Genomic DNA, 18,244 nt, shown 5'->3' with positions numbered 1-18,244 from the left:
GCATTACCCAGGCATGAAGCAGAATGTGTATTGGAGGGAATTACAATGTATAAGCAACTGGTGGAGAGTAATGACAGAGCGGTGAAGGAAGGGTTATCACGGCAGATGCTGGATCCGCAGAACCGCTATTATGGCGGGACGATAGATCCGGGCACGGGTATTGCCTGGGTCAATCACACGACTGGCACGCCGACTGACATGTGTTACTGGGGAGCGGCTCTGGTCAATCCCGATTCTGCGTACTATCTGGATGAAGCACTGCTGGCGCGGCTGCTGCTGGCCACGGAGTTCGTGCTGCGCTTTCAGCATGAGGACGGCTCTATATCTCCGGGCTGGACGAATTTTCATTCTCCGCCGGATACGGCTTTTGTCATTGTCGGTTACGCTCAGCTGTACCAATTGCTGGCCCGCAAGGAATGGTTGCCGCTGCAGCCGGTGCTGGACAATATGCGGCTGTTTCTTGAACGGACCGTGCCTGTCATGATTACGGGCGGATGCCATACACCGAATCACCGCTGGGTACTCTGTGCAGCACTTGGATATCTGCATGAGCTGTTTGGACTCGAAGAGGCCGTTCAACGGGCGGATCATTGGCTGGCGGAAGGGATGGACATTACACCGGACGGGGAATGGACGGAGAGAAGCAATGGAATTTACAGCGCAGTAAGCGACATCATGCTGATTCATGCCGCCCGTCTGCTGAATCGTCCGCAGCTACTGGACCCGGTTCGTCAGAATCTGCGTATGATGGTATACCTGGTCCATCCTTCGGGCGAGGTCGTTACCGATTATTCCGGCCGGCAGGACCTGGGGAGTGTTCACGATCTGTCTCCCTATTATTTACCTTATGCGATTCTGGCCCGCTCCGATAAGGATGAGTTATTTGCGGGCATGGCTGAATGGGCTGGAGGTTCGCTTGCAGATCCGGGTGTCTGCTCGGTTAACGCGCTCGTGCGGATGCTGCTGGAGCCGGAGCTTCAGGAGCCGCTTCAGGCAGCGGCGCCCCTTCCTGTGAAATATGAGGAAATGCTGAACGGGAATTTCTTGCGCCATAGTTATTTGGAGCAGATGGATGATGCCGGCCATGGGGGACGGATTTACCACAGCCGGCTGCATACTGATTTCGGTGCACCCGTTGCCCGCTACAGGGATGGCAGTACAAGTGTGACGCTGATTACGGAGACACCGTCTTTCTTTGCGCTGCGCCATGGTGCCGTAAGGCTGCTAGCCGTTCAGGTGGCATCGTACTTTTATCCGGGATATGTGCCGATGCAGGAAATGACCAGGCTGCCCGAAGGATACCGCCTGGCGGGAGAACAGAAGAAAGGCTATTACGGCCCCGTCGAGGAGGCGCTGCTTCCGCCAACATCCCGAACGCCGGTCAGTCCTTGGTATTTGCTCCCGCATCAGAGCCGCCCGCTTACGCATGAACAGACATTCCGGGTACAGGCGGAGGTGCAGCGGACTGACGAGGGTTGGACTATCCGGCTGCACTGTGATGAGCCGGCGGAGGTCATGACACAGGTGTCTTTCATTTTCGGGAACGAAGGAAGCTTCACCTCTGGAGAGCTGCAGGCTGCAGACGAGGACTGCTATCTCTGGAGCGGCGGGAATCTCCGTTATGCCTGCGGGAAGGACTGGATTGAATTGACGGGGGGCGGAAGAGAACATCTGGCGACCGGGGTACGGGAGGCCAAGCTGCAGAATAACTGCAAGGCGGTGCTGGTTAACGCAGTGACCCCGTTCGATAAGACATTCTCAATTTCATTATCTCCTTCGATGCAAGGGGAGTAATGCCGGTCACATATGCAGACCGCCTTGACTTATGCAGCTCATATGTTAGAATAGCGAGGCCCTAATTCTAATATAAAGAAGTGAACTTATGCTAGAGCCCAAGGTGAACGTGAAGCAGGGCCGCCTGTTTCTCGACAAGTATTTTTCTGGAGAATCCATTGACTACCGTCAAATTATATCGTTATTTCTTCCTATATTGGTAGACCAGGCCTTTGTGGTAGGGCTGAACGTCGTGAACACAGCGATGATCAGCTCTTCCGGAGTGGCGGCGATCAGTGCGGTGAATATGATAGATTCGCTGAATATTTTTCTGATCAGTGTGTTCATCGCGGTATCAACCGGCGGAACTGTTGTAGTAGCACAATATAAAGGCAGCGGAAACGACCTGATGGTCTCCAAAGCTGCCGCCGGAGCGGTCTCCTCTGTTTCGCTGATGGCATTTGCCATCGGCTTGTTTGGCATTGTGTTCCATGGACCGCTGCTGCATCTGCTGTTCGGTGCGGCTTCGCCGGAGGTCATGTCGAACGCCCGTACGTATCTGATCGGCAGCAGCCTGTCCTATCTGGGGATTGCTGTGATGGAAGCAGTATGCGGTGCGCTGCGCGGTATCGGGAGGACCCGTGTGTCCCTTGTACTCTCGCTGATTATGAACTTTTCTTATGTGCTGTTGAACTTCGTGTTCATTAACGGGCTGCATATGGGTGTGTTCGGAATGACCATCGCGATTAATACCTCCCGGTATCTGGCGGCGGTCTGCTCGCTGATCTATCTGTTCCGGCTCGACAGCAGCCTGCGGGTGAAGATCCGGGACTTGCTGGTTCTCAACTGGACCATGCTCCGCAGGATTATGTTCATCGGTCTGCCGTTTGCGGCGGAGCAGATGTTCTTCAATGGCGGCAAGATTCTGACGCAGATTTTTATTGTCAGTCTCGGCACCTATGCCATTGCCACCAATGCGATCACTTCCTCGCTCGCCGGAGTCATGCAGATTCCCGCCAATGCATTGTCGCTGACTTTGATCACTGTCGTTGGCCAATGCATGGGGAGCCGGAATATCCGGGATGCGCGCAAATTCGTCAAGTCGTTTCTGTGGCTGTCCTCGGCCTCCTTTGTCTTGATGGCACTGCTAATCTTCCCGTTTTTCCACCCTCTGGTGTCGCTGTTTCATCCGCCGCAGGAGATTGTCCGGGATATCTTTATCGTTTTTCTGATCAATTCGATTGCCCAGATCCCGCTGTGGTCGATCAGCTTCATTACCCCTTCCGCACTCCGGGCGGCTGGCGATTCCAAGTTCACATCCATCGTGTCCATGCTGTCGATGTGGCTGTTCCGCGTAGTGCTCGGCTATATCCTCGGTATCGTGCTGCATATGGGCATTATCGGGGTTTGGCTGGCCATGAACTGCGAGTGGGGCATACGCGGCTTCATTTTCCTCCGGCGGTTTCTCGGGGATAAGTGGGTTCAGCATAAGGTGATTTAACCCCTAAGGTATATACGATAAAAAAAGAACCCATGCCCACGATAAGTGGAGATGGGTTCTTTAAGTCTGTTAAAGTACCAATAAACGATTCAACGGTATTTGAAAATGTTTATTTAGCGATATTAAACCAACCTGGCATGGCTTGAAGTACATTCCAAAGTTTTTCCGGAATATTAAGCTGGTCGAGTTTCGAAACGTTCAATTCAGAATCCACCTCGGCTTCACGTCCATTTGCGACCTTCTCAACCCAATTGGGATCCATAATTAACGCATGTCCAATGGCGACTAGCGGCAAGCCTAATTCCATAGCATTAAGGGCATCATCCGGTGTTATTATGGAACCGGCAGCCATCACAGGTATCTTCCCGTTTGCTCTTTCAAGAATTAATTCAAGCCGTGTTTTTTCATCTTGACTGTCTACTGGCTTTGAAGACACATTATCTAATGAAGCATGAATGTAATCCAAATCCTGTTCGACAAGGAAATCAATTAATTCATACGTGTCTTTCATACGTAATCCGTCCACTTTGTGGGATTCTTCAGGGGAAAGCCGGAATCCAATAAGGAATGGTTTGGTAGCATGTTTTTCAATGACATTTTTGACCTCTTCAATAATTGCCAATGGAAAACGCAAGCGATTTTCAAGTGATCCTCCCCATTGGTCCGTCCGTTGATTTGTTGCTGGCGACCAGAAGTTTTGTATTAAAAATCCATGAGCCCCATGAATTTCGACGCCATCAAATCCGGCTTCAATTGCTCGTCTTGTTGTGTCTCCAAAAGCACGTACAATCGACAAGATCTCCTCATGGGATAGTTCTCTTGTTTCTGAAGTTGAACCTAAATTAGTAACTTCAGGCTGCAATGCACTCGCACTGACGGCATCCAACCCAGGCACAGCTTTATTGCCAGCATGAAAAATCTGCAGGAGCGCAGGAGCGCCTCCACTTTTGGCTGCCTCAGCTAGTTTTCGTAAACTTGGAGTAAATTCATCATTGTACCCAGCGAATTCATTCATAAAACCCTGCCCATTAGGCGTAACATGAGTACACCCTGTAATGACGAGTCCTACTCCATTCACTCTTTTTTTGTAATATTTTACTTCGTCATCCGAAAGGGTAAGATCGTCATTACTTGACCAGGTCGTCATTGGGGCCATAACGATACTATTCTTAATGGTTACTCCATTTCTGAATGTGAAGGATTCAAATAACCTGCTGTATTTCTGATTCATTTTATTAACCTCGCTATCCTGTTATATTTTCTATTTCAGTGTAATTGGTTGCTGTTACGGTAAGTAAAGGGTTTATTTTTATATGGTTATATAAAGGGTTTTTATGTTATCGTTATCTTTGTGATATATATTTAGTTACAGTAACTGTAACTGGAGGTGGGACGAGTAGATGCTGTATTCAATGACATATGTAGTGGAGAATGTGGATGTATCTGCAAAGACACTTAGATTTTATGAAGAGCAAGGGATATTACCAAACATATCTCGTGACGAAAAAGGCCGTAGAGTGTATACCCAACAACAAATAGACTGGATTTCTTTTATTCGTTGTCTCAAAGAGACAGGAATGCCTCTTTCCAAAATAAAGGATTACAAGGAGCTTTATGAACTGGGGAATAACACCTTTTTGCAAAGAGAAGAAATGTTAATGCAGCATAAATTGGAAGTGCAGAAGAAGATTGACGAAAGTTTTAAACACTTGGAGGAAATAAATTATAAAATTGCCATGTATGAACTTCAGAAAGAAGAGGTTATGAACAATCCCAACTATGACTTTAAATGTCACGGTTACTTAAGCTCCCAGGACAAGATCGTCCAATAAAACAGCAAATTCAACTTATATAAGAGGTGCGATGAATGAGATTTAATGAATTTTTTGTCGGGCAAGTCTTCAGAACCAAGTCCATCAGAATGACTAAAGAGAGTATTACGAGATTTGCAGCGGAGTTTGACCCTCAATATATGCATTTGGATGAAGAGAAGGCGAAGCAAGGAAGATTTAATGGAATTATTGCATCAGGTATACAAACCATGGCTGTCTCATTCAAACTTTGGGTGGAAACGGGGAGTTATGGTGATGATGTTATTGCTGGAACCGCTATGAATAATCTTAAATTTACTAAGCCGGTGTATCCGGAGGATGAGTTGTATACCCTTGTTGAAGTGACCGAACTGAAAGAGAAGAAGAATGACACGGGGAGCGTTACTGTATTGCTGTCAACGTTCAACCACAACGATGAGAAGGTTTTTGAAGGTGATTTAACCGTGCTGGTTAAGCAGTAACTTATACATCCCCCAACAAAAGGTATCCCTGACTCCTGCAACGGATAAGGGATATCCTCTAGCCTGAATATCTTTTCAGAAGAATGCTATTGGAGTGTCTTGGTCATTATCAGATCGATTTGTTCATCATCACCCATATAGAAAGAGTGGGCTCCGGTTTGAACAAACCCTATTTTTTGATAAAAGGTAATGGCGCGCTCATTTTTTTCCCATACCCCGAGCCAGATCTTCTCTTTATTCTGTTCTTTTGCTATGTCTATAGCTTTGCTCATCAGATAGCTTCCAAGTCCCTGCTTATGGAATTTTTTGCGGATATAAATCCTCTCAATCTCAAGCGAAAGATTATCCATGATTTCAGATTGAGCCTCATTAGTGTTGACCTTTAAATACCCGGCAAGTTCCCCGTTGGAATGAATAAAATAGAATTCCGAAGAGATAGTTAATAATTCCTTTTCCAATTGCACTGCGTTAAACGCTTTTTCCAAGTAGGCCTTCATATGCTCAGGTGAATTTTGATCCTCAAATGTCTCCTTAAATGTTTCAACACTAATATCTTGAAGTAATCCTAGATCTTCTAATGTGCACTTTTGTATAGTTATAGTCATTTTAGGTGCCTCCTTTTAAGAAATCAATAAGTTCTCTGGTTCCCCTTTTTTACAAACTCCCAGTCTTTTTCTACATTTTTTCTGACTCTTTGCAGCAGGTCGAAAACCGTATCCATTTCACTTTCGGAGAATCCGGATAGTGCGACCTTATTGGAATAATCGTTTTCCCTTTTAATAAAAGGGTACACAGTCATCCCTTTCTCTGTAGGAAATAGTTTTTTAATTTTTTGATTAACGGGATCATCAGTCTTCTTAATAAATCCGTTAATCTCCAGTTTCTTTATCGCACGAGCCGCAGTTGTCCGGTCTACCTTTATCATTTCCGCCAGCTTTTCTTGAATCATTCCCGGATTTTCACATATTCGCACGAGATACAAATACTGCCCTTTTGTAAGGTCATACTTTTTGAATTCTATATTACTTACAGAATCCAATGCTCTGGCAATCATTCCAACCTCACGTAAAATTTCTTTCATAATTGCCACTCCGCTACTCATGTATTTTTCAAACGATGTAAGAAATAATACATTATTATTGTTGCATTTACAACAAAAAGAGCCTGCCCTAATTTGAAAGGCAGTCTCTTTTTGATATCTCCGTTTATTGTCCCGGTGTCCCGGCAGTCTCTTTGGCAAAAAAGTTCGGCAAGTATGCTTTGTTCGCTTCCAGCATTTCGTCCAGCATGGCAATGGCCACCTCTACGGAAGGCACAAGCGGATGATGCGCGAGCGCCTGAATCGCCAGGCTGCGGTCCCCGGTGACAGCGGCATCAATGGCCAGCTGCTCGTAGGTTTTGACGGCATGGATCAGTCCCTTGGCCATCGGAGGGATCTTGGTCAGCGGCAGCGGCAGGGGGCCGGTCTTGGTCACCACACAGTTGACCTCAATGCTCGCATCCTCCGGCAGGAAGTCCAGGACGCCGCGGTTCGCCACATTCAGTGTCTGGATGTCGTTCGTGCCGTTGTGCAGGGAACGCATCAGATTGACCGCAGCCTCGGAATAAAAGGCTCCGCCGCGCTGCTCCAGCTGCTTTGGCTTCTCGCTCAGCTCCGGATTGGCGTAGATGGCGAACAGTTCCTCCTCTACGTGTTTGACAACCTCGGCGCGGTTGCCGCCTTGCTTGAAGGATTCCTGCTGCTCTGCGAGCATGGCATCGGTCATATAGAAATATTTCAGATAGTAAGAGGGCAGTGCCTGCAAAGATTGCAGGAACTCAGGATTCCACTCCCTCGCTGGAACATTCTTCGCGCTGTAGCCGGCGGTGTCGGCCAGCATGTCATCCAGTTTGTCTTCTCCTTCGACATCAATGCGGGTAATCCAGTGCAGATGATTCAGCCCGACGAACTCGGCATAGATCCGGTCAGGGGCGGCATTGTATTTGGCCGATACCTGCTTGATCAAGCCGATGGGTGCATTGCACAGCCCCACACTCTTGACGTTCGAATACCGCAGCACTGCTTCGGTAACCATTCCGGCCGGATTGGTGAAATTCAGCAGCCAGGCGTTCGGGGCCAGCTCCTCGATATCCCGGCAGATATCCAGGATAACCGGGATGGTACGCAGTGCCTTCAGCATTCCGCCCGGGCCGGTCGTTTCCTGGCCGATTACTCCATACTTCAGCGGGATCGACTCGTCACGGGCGCGGGCATCCAGCATGCCGACACGAATCTGTGTGCTGACGAAATCGGCGCCTTCAATCGCTTTGCGGCGGTCGGTGGTGAGGTGGACCTCGATTGGAAGCCCGGATTTCTCTACCATGCGTTTGGCCAGACTGCCGACGATATTCAGCTTGTGCAGGCCGGGTTCAATATCCACAAGCCATAGCTCGCGGACCGGAAGCTCCTTGTGATGAAGAATGAAGCCTTCGACGAGTTCCGGGGTATAGGAAGATCCGCCGCCGATGACGGCGATCTTAAGGCCTTGGTTAGTTGCCAAGATTAATCACTCCTGTCTGGTTGTGATGGGGATTGCTTCGAACTCTTGAAATACACGCATTTTCTCATAAATATCGTTGTTTACAGGAATACCGTCTTCTTCGAGTGCTGACCACACAGCACCGACGACAGGTTCTGTGGTTAAGGTGACCACGGAAGCGTTCGGAGCTGCGCTGTGCACCGCATGCTCAATCGGGCCAGTGATCCAGCCCCGGTCCCCCCGGGTAAGCAGGCTTCCGGCGAGCACTACGTCAAAGGTCTCGTTCTCCATGCCCAGCCTGTGAATCACGGCCGCAGCCGCCTTGCCCAGCTCCACGCCTTGGCGGTTCAGGATCGCAAGCGCTGCGGCATCACCTTCGGCTGCTGCCGGGAACAGCAGGCGGGCGGCGTCCAGGGGCACGGACTTTCCATGATCGAGGAAGTCATCGAACATCTCTCCGACATGCGTATAGCCGAGCAGCTGAAGCAGCGGCTCTGTGAGAAGTGTAGGCGCTTCCCGCCCGTCCCAGGCCCGGAGTACGGTGCGGAATACTTCGATGTTCAGCGCTCCGCCGCCGCCGAAATCGCCGTACATATAATCAAAGCCGCCGCATTGATAGTGCCGGCCCTCACGGCTCCGCCCGGCGGCATTCGTGCCGGTGCCGCAGATGAGGGCAACGCCGTAAGGGCGTTTCGTACCGGCACGCAGGCCGATCATCGGGTCGCCGCTGATCGTATAATTCGTAAATCCGATGCTGCGGATCATCGGATGGAGGATGTCGTAATCCGTCTTGCGGTCAGCACCGGCCAGACCCAGATAAGCATGCTTAACCTCGCCAAGCCGGAGTCCTGCTTCCGCAAGCGCCGCGAACGCCGCCTCACGGATGCTGGCCGCGGCCTGACGGGCTCCCATCTGATGGTTCCCATTGCCGCTCCTGCCCTTGCCAAGCACATTGCCATGCTCATCGCAGAGCAGAGCGTAGGTTTTGCTTCCTCCGCCATCGATGCCCAAATAGTAAGCCAATGGTCGTCACTCCTAAAGTTTTGTAGCCACGCATCCTTGATATATACTCCGCAAAACTCTCCTCGAAAGCATACGCTAAAGTTTTGTAAGCTTTCACAGCTTGAGTCACTTCGTACAAAACTCGCCTCGAAAGCATAGTCTAAGTTTTGTGAGCTTTCACATCCTGAGTTACTTCGTCATCCTATACTTAGCTGCCGGACAGTACGGCTCTACTTGGATAAAGTAGATTCACGTACAATTAATTCCGGATCAATCCTTACATTGGCGCCGCGTTTCATCGTCCCATTCATGCGTTTCAGCAGCATGTCGGCAGCGGCTATCCCGATCTTGTCTGCCGGCTGGCGCAGGGTTGTCAGATGCGGGCGAAGCTGGGAAGCAATGTAGTGGTCGTCATAGCCGACAACAGCTACCTCTTCAGGCACGCGCACCCCGGCTTCCATCAGGGCATTGATCACGCCAAGGGCGATGTTGTCATCTCCCGTAAATACGGCGGTGGGCAGCTTGCCCTCGGACAGCCAGCGTTTCGCAATATCGTAGCCTTTGGCAATTTCAAAATCACCGTGAACAATCTCAAAGGGTTCCAGCCCTTGTTCCTTCAGGGCCTTCAGGAAGCCGGCGCGCCGTTCCTTGGTACTGCGGAACATCTCATGTCCGCAGAGATGGGCGATAGAGGTATGTCCCAGCTCCAGCAGGTGGCGGGCGGCGGCATAGCCGCCTTTTACGTTATCAATAGTAATCGAATAGCTGTCATTTTCCGGCTGCTGATTATCGATCAGCACGTAGGGGATGCCGCGCCGTTTCAGCTCCACAATATAGTTGTCCTCCTCCATCGGCGAGAGCAGAATCAGGCCGTCCACCCGGTCCTCCTGGATCAGATAGTGGTTCTCGTCCGAGGCGATACCCGTAGATATGGAGATGGCCAGAAAATAGCCGTGCAGCGCCAGCACCTCATTCAGCTCTTTGACCACTGCATCGAAGAAGGAATCCTGCAGGGTCGTTACAATCAGACCGATGATTCCGGTCTTGCCGCTGGCCAGGCTGCGGGCCGCCGCATTGGGGCGGTAATCCAGCTCTTTGATCGCGTCCAGCACTTTTTGGCGGTTCTTCTCGCGCACCGAGCCCGCCCCGTTAATGACCCGGGAGACCGTTACCACGGATAACCCGGATTTTTTGGCTACATCAAAAATACTCACTTTCATCTCAAACGCTCCTTGCGGCGGATTTTCCGAATCTATTCCCTGCCTACAGTATACAGGGCTTGCCGCATATCCGCTAAAGGCAGGGATTTATCTCTTAATAATCTCGGTCACTTTCTTCTGAATCACCGGCATAACCTCCTCGAGTGTCTGATGTCCGGTCTCGACCGGCTGCAGCTCGTTGATGAACATGTCGTTGATCTGCGAGTAGTTGGTGATCAGATGGTTATAGGATTCGAAGCCGTATTTGACTGCACCCTCGTAGACCTTCTTCACATCCGCCGGATCAATGCCGTCAAAATGCTTATAATATTCTTCCGCAGCTTCCGTGTTGACCGGAGGATTGCCGCCGCTCAGCTCGATGGATTTCTCCTGGACTTCGGTGGTCATCAGATACTTGATCCATTCAAAAGCTTCCTTCGGATGCTTGGAATCCTTCAGAATCAGCAGCGGATCGACGAACAGCGTACTGCGCACCTTCTCGTTGCCTCCCCAAGGGACGGCGGCTACGCCGATTTTGAATGGAAAATCATTCGCTCCCGCCAGGTTCCAGGAGCCGCCGATGGACATGCCGATTTTACCTGCAACGAAGGGGTCGCCGTTCTGTCCGGCCACGCTTTTGCTCCACTCGGAGGTGGGAGAGACTTTGTCCTTGAATATCAGATCGAACAGTTTTTGGTAAGCGGCAATCACCTTGGGGGAGTCAAAATGGGTCTCGGAAGGCACGCCGCCGTTCGTCCAGGTATCTTCAGAATAGGGTTCAGCTCCGAAATACAGCGGCCGCATATCGCGCTCGGACCAGGTGAAGTCCACGCCGTACTGCGTTTTGGCAATGTCGTCAGAGACGACGGTCATTTGCTTGGCCTTTTCAACCATTTTGTCAAAGGTCCAGCTTTTGTCCTCATAGTCACTTGGAGGGTAGGAGAGCTTCGCGGCATCGAACATATCTTTGTTGTACAGCATCAGGGTGACATACATATTGACCGGGATGCCGTAGGTGCGGTCCTTGACGGTGTAGATTTTCATGAGATTGTCAGGAATGTGATAATCCTCCGGCTTAAATCCCACTTCCTTAATCAGATCGGTCAAATCCAGCAGCATGCCCTTGTTGTAATACTCGGCAAAACCGCCATATCCGTAATGGCTTGTGACATCAGGCGATTTGCCCCCGGCGATCAGGGTCTGCAGCTTGCTGTCGAACTGCTCGTAAGGCGCTTTTTCCACCTTGACCCGGATATTCGGATGCTCCTTCTCAAAATCGGGAATCAGCTTCTCGATAAACGTGCGGTCCTCGGAATCAATGGTGTAGTGGGTGATGGTTACTTGTTCTTCTGTGTTGCCGCCATTTGGCGCGCCGTTATTTCCTGCAGCCACATTGCCTGCTGATTTGCCTCCGCTGCAGCCGGATAAGGCCGCCATTACAGTTAGCCCTGCTGCCAGCAGCAGCGAGGATGTTTTTCGGTTACGTGTGTTCATCAGCTAATCCCTCCATCATTTCAAGTCGTATTGGACCGCCGGATAGGGCGGGGATTACTTGATGCCGGTCAGAACAATACCTTCCACGAACTGCTTCTGGGCGACCGCGAACAAGGTCACAATGGGAAGCATCGCCAGTACGGAAGCGACCATCAAGAGGTGCCACGGCGGGATGCGGAAGCGCGACGAGGTGAGTGAGGCCATGCCGACCGGCAGGGTGAATTTCTCCGATGAGCTTAAGTAGAGCACAGGTGTAAGCAGGTCATTCCAGCTGTAGATAAAAGCAAAGATTGCAACGGTTGCCAGTGCCGGAGCGGACAGCGGCAGGGCGATCGTCCACCACATCCGCAGCTCACCGCAGCCGTCGATCCGGCCGGCATCGAACAATTCCTCGGGCAGCGTGGAGAAGAATTGCCGTAGCAGGAAGATGTTGTAGGCCGAACCGAAGAATGCGGGCACGATCAGCGGAAGGAAGGTGTCGATCCAGTTCATGTGGGAGAACAGCACGAACTGCGGGATCATAATCGCCGGATACGGCAGCATCATGGTGCTGAGCAGCAGGATGAACAGGAATTGGTTGCCTCTGCCCCTGAACCGGGCGAACCCGTAGGCGACCAGCGCCGAGGAGATCAGGGTGCCGATGACAGTCAGCACAGCGATGGTCAGACTGTTCTTGTACAGGGTACCGAAATGCAGCGTGTCAAAAATCTCACGGTAGTTGCTCCACGCCCAGTTCTCCGGCAGAAAGGTCGGCGGGAACTTCAGCATCTCCCGCTTCGATTTCAGTGAGGTGGAGACCATGAAGAACAGCGGCAGCAGCATAAGAAAGGTGGTAATCAGTAAGGTGATGAAGCTGGCTGCCTTTACGGGATCGACCCTCCGGCGGTGCGCAGAAGCGGGTGCACGGTGGTTGGCTGTTTTGACGATGCTCATCGGCGTCCGCCTCCTTCATAGTGCACATAACGGTTCGACAACTTCATAATGATAGCGGTGAACACCATAACAACGATCAGCAGCACCCATGCCAGTGCGGAGGAGTAGCCGGCACGGTATTCCTTGAAGGCGCTGGTGTACAGATTGTAGACATAGAACCAGGTAGAGTAGTTAGGACCGCCCTGTGTCATGACGAAGGCTTGGGTGAAGACCTGGAACGAATCAATCAGGCCCATAATGAGCTGGAACAGCAGTACCGGCGAGATCATCGGCAGGGTGATATTCAGAAAAATCCTGAAACGCCCGGCCCCATCCAGGTTGGCGGCTTCGATCAGACTGGCAGGGACGCCCTGCAGCCCGGCGAGGAAGAGGATCATTCCTGAACCGGCAGTCCAGAAGGACATGATAATTAGTGCATACAGCGCCGTGTCGGGATTCATCAGCCAGGCCGGGCCATGGATGCCGAACCAGGAGAGCATGTAGTTGAAAAGGCCGATCTGCGGGTTAAAGATCCAGTACCACAGGAGTGACATCGCCACCCCGGACACCATGCTGGGAAAATACATCGCGGTGCGGAAGAATCCGCGCAGCGGGATCGTCTGGTGCAGCAGGAGGGCGAAGCCAAGACCGAGCAGCAGCTGTATTGGCACACTGATGAAGGTGTACCTCAGGGTGACCGTGACCGATTTCCAGAACAACTCGTTGTGAAACATCTCTGTGTAGTTGGCAAGTCCGATGAATCTCGGCGGGTGGATGATGTCATAGTCCGTGAAGCTGTAATACAGCGACGAAAGAATAGGGTACAAGGCAAACACCAGAAAACCGATTAACCACGGGGAAATGAACATATACATGTAGAAGGTCTGCCGCCGGCTTTCACTCTTAATCACTTACACACCAGCCTTTCTTGTTTAAAAAGTATAAGCGCTTTAACTTTTATGATAAATAAACGTTGTAATATGGATTAATAAAGGAAGAATTATTTATAAAGTTTAACCGCTTAAACTTATAAATAACCTGATGAGATTATCATAGAGGATGGCCTGGAAATAATCAACCCCCAATTCATCGAATAAAGCGCTACCAGTAAAGAAATATAACGCTAGAAAGAATTTTCGGTTGGATTTTCGGTTTGGTCTGCCGGGGTTATGAGTATTTGTGTGAAGTAATGTGACATATCGGAAAGGGCGATGCGGTACCTAGAGGGGAGATTTGGCTTGCGGAAAACAAAAGCCCCTCCGCCGATTTGGCGGGGAGGGGCCAGTTTCTTGTCATTTACAACGGCGATCAAGGCGGAACTGTTCAGTTCAATGGAATTGACGTATCCAAATAGAGTCCTGGTTGAACAGGATTCTATTCACCTTGTAATTGCGTTACGGTGAACCGTATCATAAATAGAGGCAAGGGTCATCCTGAATACAAGGGATAATGCGGGAAGTTTTATAGTTAATATGTAGTTACCTATACAGGATATTTATGGTAATATTTAAATAATTCGATCGGATCGTTTATTGAAAAGAAAACTATGCAAGGAGAGAAATGGTATGAAAAATAATAAGCAGGTGACAAATGTTTTTAATGCTCCGGTTATTGGATTGCAACAAACATTCGATACCGCAAAAGGGACACAAAATATTGATCCTAGTATTATAAACACCGAAGAATTTAAAGACATATTCAGAAAAAAAGCTGATATTAGAATTGTTGATATTGCTATAGATGAAAAAGGAAGATTTCCAGAGTTAGATATTAAACTTAGAAACATTGGTGCTGAAGTAGCTTTTTTAAAGGAAATCTCTTTTAATATATCTGAATTTTATGAGATGATTGATCCACAAATAACTCAGTTTAGTAGAGTAGAGTCGTCATATACATATGATGTATTACTATCGGGATTAGAGAACAAAATTCACCCAATATCTCAAGAAATCCCCCCAAACGGAGTAGACAGATTTAAAATTAAACTTGCAAATACTTTGGGTGATCCCAAAATGCCAGCTATTTATCGGATTAACCTCTCTTTTTTCTATAATGAAGATAATTGTTGTTTAAATTCAAAGGAGATGGTGCTTGCTATACCAAGTATCGAAGAGTGTATAGGATATTATGTTGGTGATTTCTCCAAGGAAAATGCAAAAAAGAATTATATAAATATGAAAAGGTTCAATCAATTAGATATCTTGAAAAGTAATTACTTTTTAAAGATATTTGAAAGCTATGATAAAAACAAAAATGATTATCTTTAAAAGCAACTCGGTGCTACATAAGTGTGGTAATGTTGGGTTGCCTAACCAAGAGGTGTTTTCTATATTTCGTCAAGATTGCTAAATTACACTCAGCCCATCCTGAATCATTTATAGCTCTGCGAGAGTTGAGGTTTCGTAATAAGCACGAACGCTAATTTTTATGATATCTGCTAATGAACTAAAAAGTCCTCAAATCATAATTTACGTAAATAGCATTGTATATAAGGAAGGTGATTTAGTTGGTACGGGGATTAATGGTTGGTTTAACTGACTACTCTCATCAGTCTCTAACAGATATATCAATAGATTTAGAGGAATGGAATAATTCTTTAGAAGAGAGTGTAAAAGTAATAAATAAGATTAGTGCTGAACTCATTCAAAATGGCTATTGGAAGCAAGTTGACTTTGATTTTCGCTCGATTTGTGCTTACGCTGTCAAATTTTTTGATACTGCAAAATCCGATATAAGGGAAGTTATCGAAGGGATACATACGGAAATTAAAGAATATCACTTTAAGATTTTAATAAAGTTAGCAACGACTGCACAGGAAATATTCAGCGATGCAAAAAAGGTTTGGTCTAGTTATAGGGATAAAGAATATGGTGAAGCTAACTTTAGTAAAGTAGAGTCAATTGACTCTGAAATATGTAACATGGCTGGAGATATGTTCGATTTAGATAATTTGGCGCACAGGATTAAAGATTTTATCGGGAGGAAGGTTGTTGATATGGACAATGGGGCAAGAGTAAATAATATTTTTCAAGGATCGGTTACGGGCTTTCAACAGAACCTAGATAACTCTACGGGAATTCAAAACATTGGAAATAGTAATGTTGATATTGAAGAGTTAAGAAGTATTATAACTGAGATTAAAGAATTACTTGGTAGTGTTCCAAACGAAGAGAAGGACGAAATTGTGGAGTCCTTAAATGATCTTGAAGAAACTATTGAAAGTGATATTCCTAAAAAGAGTAAGATAAAAGCATTTGGTGCGCTAGTTCTGTCAGGATTGAAAAAACTATTTACGCTTGAAACATTTGCAAAAGTTGAAACTCTTTCAACAAAGTTACCACAAGTGACTGAAAATTTTGAAAAGGTACTTGATAAAATTTTTAAAAATTAAAGTAACTTAAAGCCCACTTTGCAATAAGTGGGTATTATTTTTTATACCCACATTTTATTAGAATTATGTACGAAGGCTGGGCTTCTCCACTGGTAGAGGGAGATGGCTATGGCGAATTCGAATTGTCCAAGAGGGTGTTGCTGCATATGGTAAGTTTTTTGGTACGAAAGCCTCCTTTATTCATACGCATTTATTCCCTCTATTTAGGACCATCCAAACTTCCAACAAAACGGTAGATGAAAGATTCAAAAATGGTTTAATTTCAAAAATGTCACATCATATCTATGATGTCCTTAGTGAGCATGGAAAGCTCCCCTTCCCGGAAGGCCAGTGTCATCTTCGATATGATTTGTGGAAAAATTATAACTAAATTTGATTTGGAGTGTTATTAGTGGATGAATTTAATAAAATCAATAAATTATATATATTCTTGGAGAAGTACTTAGAAGTGCTTAAGGACGATGCTTCTTGGGGATCAAGTTTTAATGTGCCTGAGCATGATTTATATGCAAGAGATTACTTGAATTTTGCTGAGAATCAACTCCTTGTTGGAACAACAGAATCTCTTATTAATTGTGTATCTAACTTAAAGAGAGCGGTGGATTGTCAAATCGATACCTTTTATCATACCTTAACACTCTATGATGTGATAAAAAAAAGGAATTTGAAGTTTGAAAAAAAGCTTGAGCTATTAGGAGCTATCGGTATCTTTAATTCAAAGTCTTTAACAAAGTTAAATGCGATAAGAAATAAAATGGAGCATGAATATTCAATACCTCAGATTGCGGAACTAGATCTTTATTTTGATCTTGTCTCAGCGTTTATTTCTAACCTTGAAACAGCAATAATTGTGTTATCGTGGGATGAAAAGAACTTATTTACAGACGATGCTGAAGGAAAAATCGAAACATATTTCACGTTCAGCCTTGAGAGAGGTAGGGAGCCAGTTATGAAGGCAATTTGGGGGAGAGGCGATGGAGAAAGTATTGAAGTGAAGTTTGAGGAATACAGATGTTTTGCTTTTTATTTAAGATGCTTATACCTAATAAATATAAAGAGTGCATTTGTAAGTAATAAATATGTGATGGATCAAATATCCAGTGCTTACTATAAATTATGTATTGAGTTCAATAAATTGTGATCCAGATAATAAAATTGGAGATATTTACAACATTGTGTTCACTGGTTTTTTTACCTTCGGGAAACAGCTGTACCGCAAACAAAAAGAGACGATAGAGCGAAGCTTCGCGGATGCAAAAGAGCTCCGTAGGTTTCGCTATTGCCGATTGCGCGGACTCGCAAACTTCAGGAACAGGCACTGAGAACGGTAGTCGTGCAGAATAAGAAGAAGTTGCAAATTCACTTGGATCGCCTGGAAACAGGGATAACCCTCTCGTTTTCGCGATTTTACATCTGCCGGAACATTAAAAGAAACCAAAGGCCTGCGACCTGGATTTCTCGATACTCTGAGGTAATTGATTATTATAAGTCGCCTTTTGATTTACAAGATAACTTGCCCCTTCAGCCATCGCGTTGAAAGTAGAGGCAAAGTCGTCGTTATAAGAGCGGAACACAGGCCACCGGCCTTATGTCCCGCTCTTATTCACATTCACTCATTCTCCTGTGCTTTCTCATATTCCACCTCAACCAGTTTAAAAAAGTCGGACGGCTTGATTTTTAGACCTTTGCAGAGGTCGAAAATTTTTGTGACGGAAGGCTCGTTTCTGCCAACCTCAATCATGGAAATATAGGATCGGTCGACATTGCATTCATGCGCTAGATCTTCTTGGCTTAAGCCTCGTGTGATACGTATTGCTTTCACGGTTTTACCGATAATTTGCTTAATGATATTGGACGGATCGCTCAAGGAAATTCACCCCTTTTAAGTCCATTATCAATCTGATATAATGGCCACAACAGATAAAGTATTCAACAAAAAGTAAAATATATACAATTTATGAAGTTGTTTATGAAAGCCCTATAGCAGACTCTCAATCATCCCAAGTTACTTGACCTGCAAATATATCGCACAAATAACGTACCCTCAAAAAGCAAAAATATTCTTTTAGCCCAAAGGAGGCTCTACCCGTGCGCCCATCCTTCCTAAAATCACTCAACCCGGATGTTATTGTGGAGATGTTAGAGATGGTTTGCCGCCTG

Annotated in this window: 18 protein-coding genes and 1 pseudogene; 9 read left to right on the top strand and 10 right to left on the bottom strand. The window is 47.0% G+C overall.

Annotated elements, in window-relative coordinates:
- Positions 1–45: 45 nt before the first annotated feature.
- Both ACTJKB_RS22295 and ACTJKB_RS22290 read left to right on the top strand, forming a co-directional pair.
- Entirely contained in the window at positions 46–1,794 is a 1,749-nt protein-coding gene (locus tag ACTJKB_RS22295) for a hypothetical protein (protein WP_440836561.1), read from the top strand.
- A gap of 88 nt (positions 1,795–1,882) precedes the next feature.
- Positions 1,883–3,274: an MATE family efflux transporter gene (locus tag ACTJKB_RS22290; protein WP_440836560.1), complete on the top strand. Its 1,392-nt coding sequence runs from the start codon at positions 1,883–1,885 to the stop codon at positions 3,272–3,274.
- 109 nt (positions 3,275–3,383) lie between these two features.
- Here the strand turns inward: ACTJKB_RS22290 and ACTJKB_RS22285 are convergent, their stop codons facing one another.
- A complete protein-coding gene (locus ACTJKB_RS22285; protein WP_440836559.1) occupies positions 3,384–4,505 on the bottom strand; it encodes an NADH-dependent flavin oxidoreductase in 1,122 nt (373 codons plus the stop codon).
- Between the two features lie 169 nt (positions 4,506–4,674).
- On the opposite strand from ACTJKB_RS22285, the gene ACTJKB_RS22280 reads away from it, so the two are divergent.
- Entirely contained in the window at positions 4,675–5,106 is a 432-nt protein-coding gene (locus ACTJKB_RS22280; protein WP_074088796.1) for a MerR family transcriptional regulator, read from the top strand.
- Between the two features lie 35 nt (positions 5,107–5,141).
- A complete protein-coding gene (locus tag ACTJKB_RS22275; protein WP_440836558.1) occupies positions 5,142–5,567 on the top strand; it encodes a MaoC family dehydratase in 426 nt (141 codons plus the stop codon).
- Positions 5,568–5,653: 86 nt separating this feature from the next.
- Here ACTJKB_RS22275 and ACTJKB_RS22270 read toward each other — a convergent pair whose 3' ends face one another.
- The 8 genes from ACTJKB_RS22270 to ACTJKB_RS22235 all read right to left on the bottom strand — a co-directional run bounded on the left by ACTJKB_RS22270 (position 5,654) and on the right by ACTJKB_RS22235 (position 13,568).
- Positions 5,654–6,172, bottom strand: coding sequence for a GNAT family N-acetyltransferase (locus tag ACTJKB_RS22270; protein WP_440836557.1), 519 nt, complete (start codon positions 6,170–6,172; stop codon positions 5,654–5,656).
- A 23-nt stretch (positions 6,173–6,195) separates the two neighbouring features.
- On the bottom strand, positions 6,196–6,648 hold the full coding sequence (locus ACTJKB_RS22265; protein WP_440836556.1) for a MarR family winged helix-turn-helix transcriptional regulator: 453 nt from the start codon (positions 6,646–6,648) through the stop codon (positions 6,196–6,198).
- Between the two features lie 124 nt (positions 6,649–6,772).
- On the bottom strand, positions 6,773–8,107 hold the full coding sequence (locus ACTJKB_RS22260; protein ID WP_440836555.1) for a 6-phospho-beta-glucosidase: 1,335 nt from the start codon (positions 8,105–8,107) through the stop codon (positions 6,773–6,775).
- Positions 8,108–8,113: 6 nt separating this feature from the next.
- Positions 8,114–9,109, bottom strand: a complete 996-nt coding sequence (locus tag ACTJKB_RS22255) for an N-acetylglucosamine kinase (protein WP_440836554.1) — start codon at positions 9,107–9,109, stop codon at positions 8,114–8,116.
- Between the two features lie 209 nt (positions 9,110–9,318).
- Positions 9,319–10,308 carry a LacI family DNA-binding transcriptional regulator gene (locus ACTJKB_RS22250; protein WP_440836553.1) on the bottom strand — a complete coding sequence of 330 codons (990 nt, stop codon included), beginning with the start codon at positions 10,306–10,308 and terminating at the stop codon, positions 9,319–9,321.
- Between the two features lie 87 nt (positions 10,309–10,395).
- The gene (locus ACTJKB_RS22245) at positions 10,396–11,781 is read right to left on the bottom strand and encodes an ABC transporter substrate-binding protein (protein WP_440836552.1); all 1,386 of its coding nucleotides are present in this window, start codon (positions 11,779–11,781) and stop codon (positions 10,396–10,398) included.
- Positions 11,782–11,835: 54 nt separating this feature from the next.
- Entirely contained in the window at positions 11,836–12,714 is an 879-nt protein-coding gene (locus ACTJKB_RS22240) for a carbohydrate ABC transporter permease (RefSeq protein WP_440836551.1), read from the bottom strand.
- Complete coding sequence (locus ACTJKB_RS22235; protein WP_440836667.1) at positions 12,711–13,568, bottom strand: carbohydrate ABC transporter permease; 858 nt, start codon at positions 13,566–13,568, stop codon at positions 12,711–12,713. Before ACTJKB_RS22235 ends, ACTJKB_RS22240 begins: the two co-directional genes overlap by 4 nt.
- 690 nt (positions 13,569–14,258) lie before the next feature.
- On the opposite strand from ACTJKB_RS22235, the gene ACTJKB_RS22230 reads away from it, so the two are divergent.
- The 5 genes and pseudogenes from ACTJKB_RS22230 to ACTJKB_RS22210 form a co-directional block, all read left to right on the top strand.
- Positions 14,259–14,960, top strand: coding sequence for a hypothetical protein (locus ACTJKB_RS22230; RefSeq protein WP_440836550.1), 702 nt, complete (start codon positions 14,259–14,261; stop codon positions 14,958–14,960).
- A gap of 254 nt (positions 14,961–15,214) precedes the next feature.
- Positions 15,215–16,084, top strand: a complete 870-nt coding sequence (locus ACTJKB_RS22225) for a hypothetical protein (RefSeq protein WP_440836549.1) — start codon at positions 15,215–15,217, stop codon at positions 16,082–16,084.
- Positions 16,085–16,160: 76 nt separating this feature from the next.
- Positions 16,161–16,454, top strand: a complete 294-nt coding sequence (locus ACTJKB_RS22220; protein WP_440836666.1) for an AlkZ-related protein — start codon at positions 16,161–16,163, stop codon at positions 16,452–16,454.
- 21 nt (positions 16,455–16,475) lie between these two features.
- Positions 16,476–17,225, top strand: a complete 750-nt coding sequence (locus ACTJKB_RS22215; RefSeq protein WP_440836548.1) for a hypothetical protein — start codon at positions 16,476–16,478, stop codon at positions 17,223–17,225.
- A gap of 58 nt (positions 17,226–17,283) precedes the next feature.
- A pseudogene (locus tag ACTJKB_RS22210) lies at positions 17,284–17,450 on the top strand (transposase); the annotation flags it as partial.
- 243 nt (positions 17,451–17,693) lie between these two features.
- Here the strand turns inward: ACTJKB_RS22210 and ACTJKB_RS22205 are convergent.
- Positions 17,694–17,951, bottom strand: coding sequence for a helix-turn-helix domain-containing protein (locus ACTJKB_RS22205; protein WP_440836547.1), 258 nt, complete (start codon positions 17,949–17,951; stop codon positions 17,694–17,696).
- Between the last annotated feature and the right edge of the window lie 293 nt (positions 17,952–18,244).

It is taken from the genome of Paenibacillus sp. 22594, from assembly GCF_052044425.1.
GTDB lineage: Bacteria > Bacillota > Bacilli > Paenibacillales > Paenibacillaceae > Paenibacillus_AQ.
This window is presented reverse-complemented; position numbering and strand designations above follow the sequence as displayed.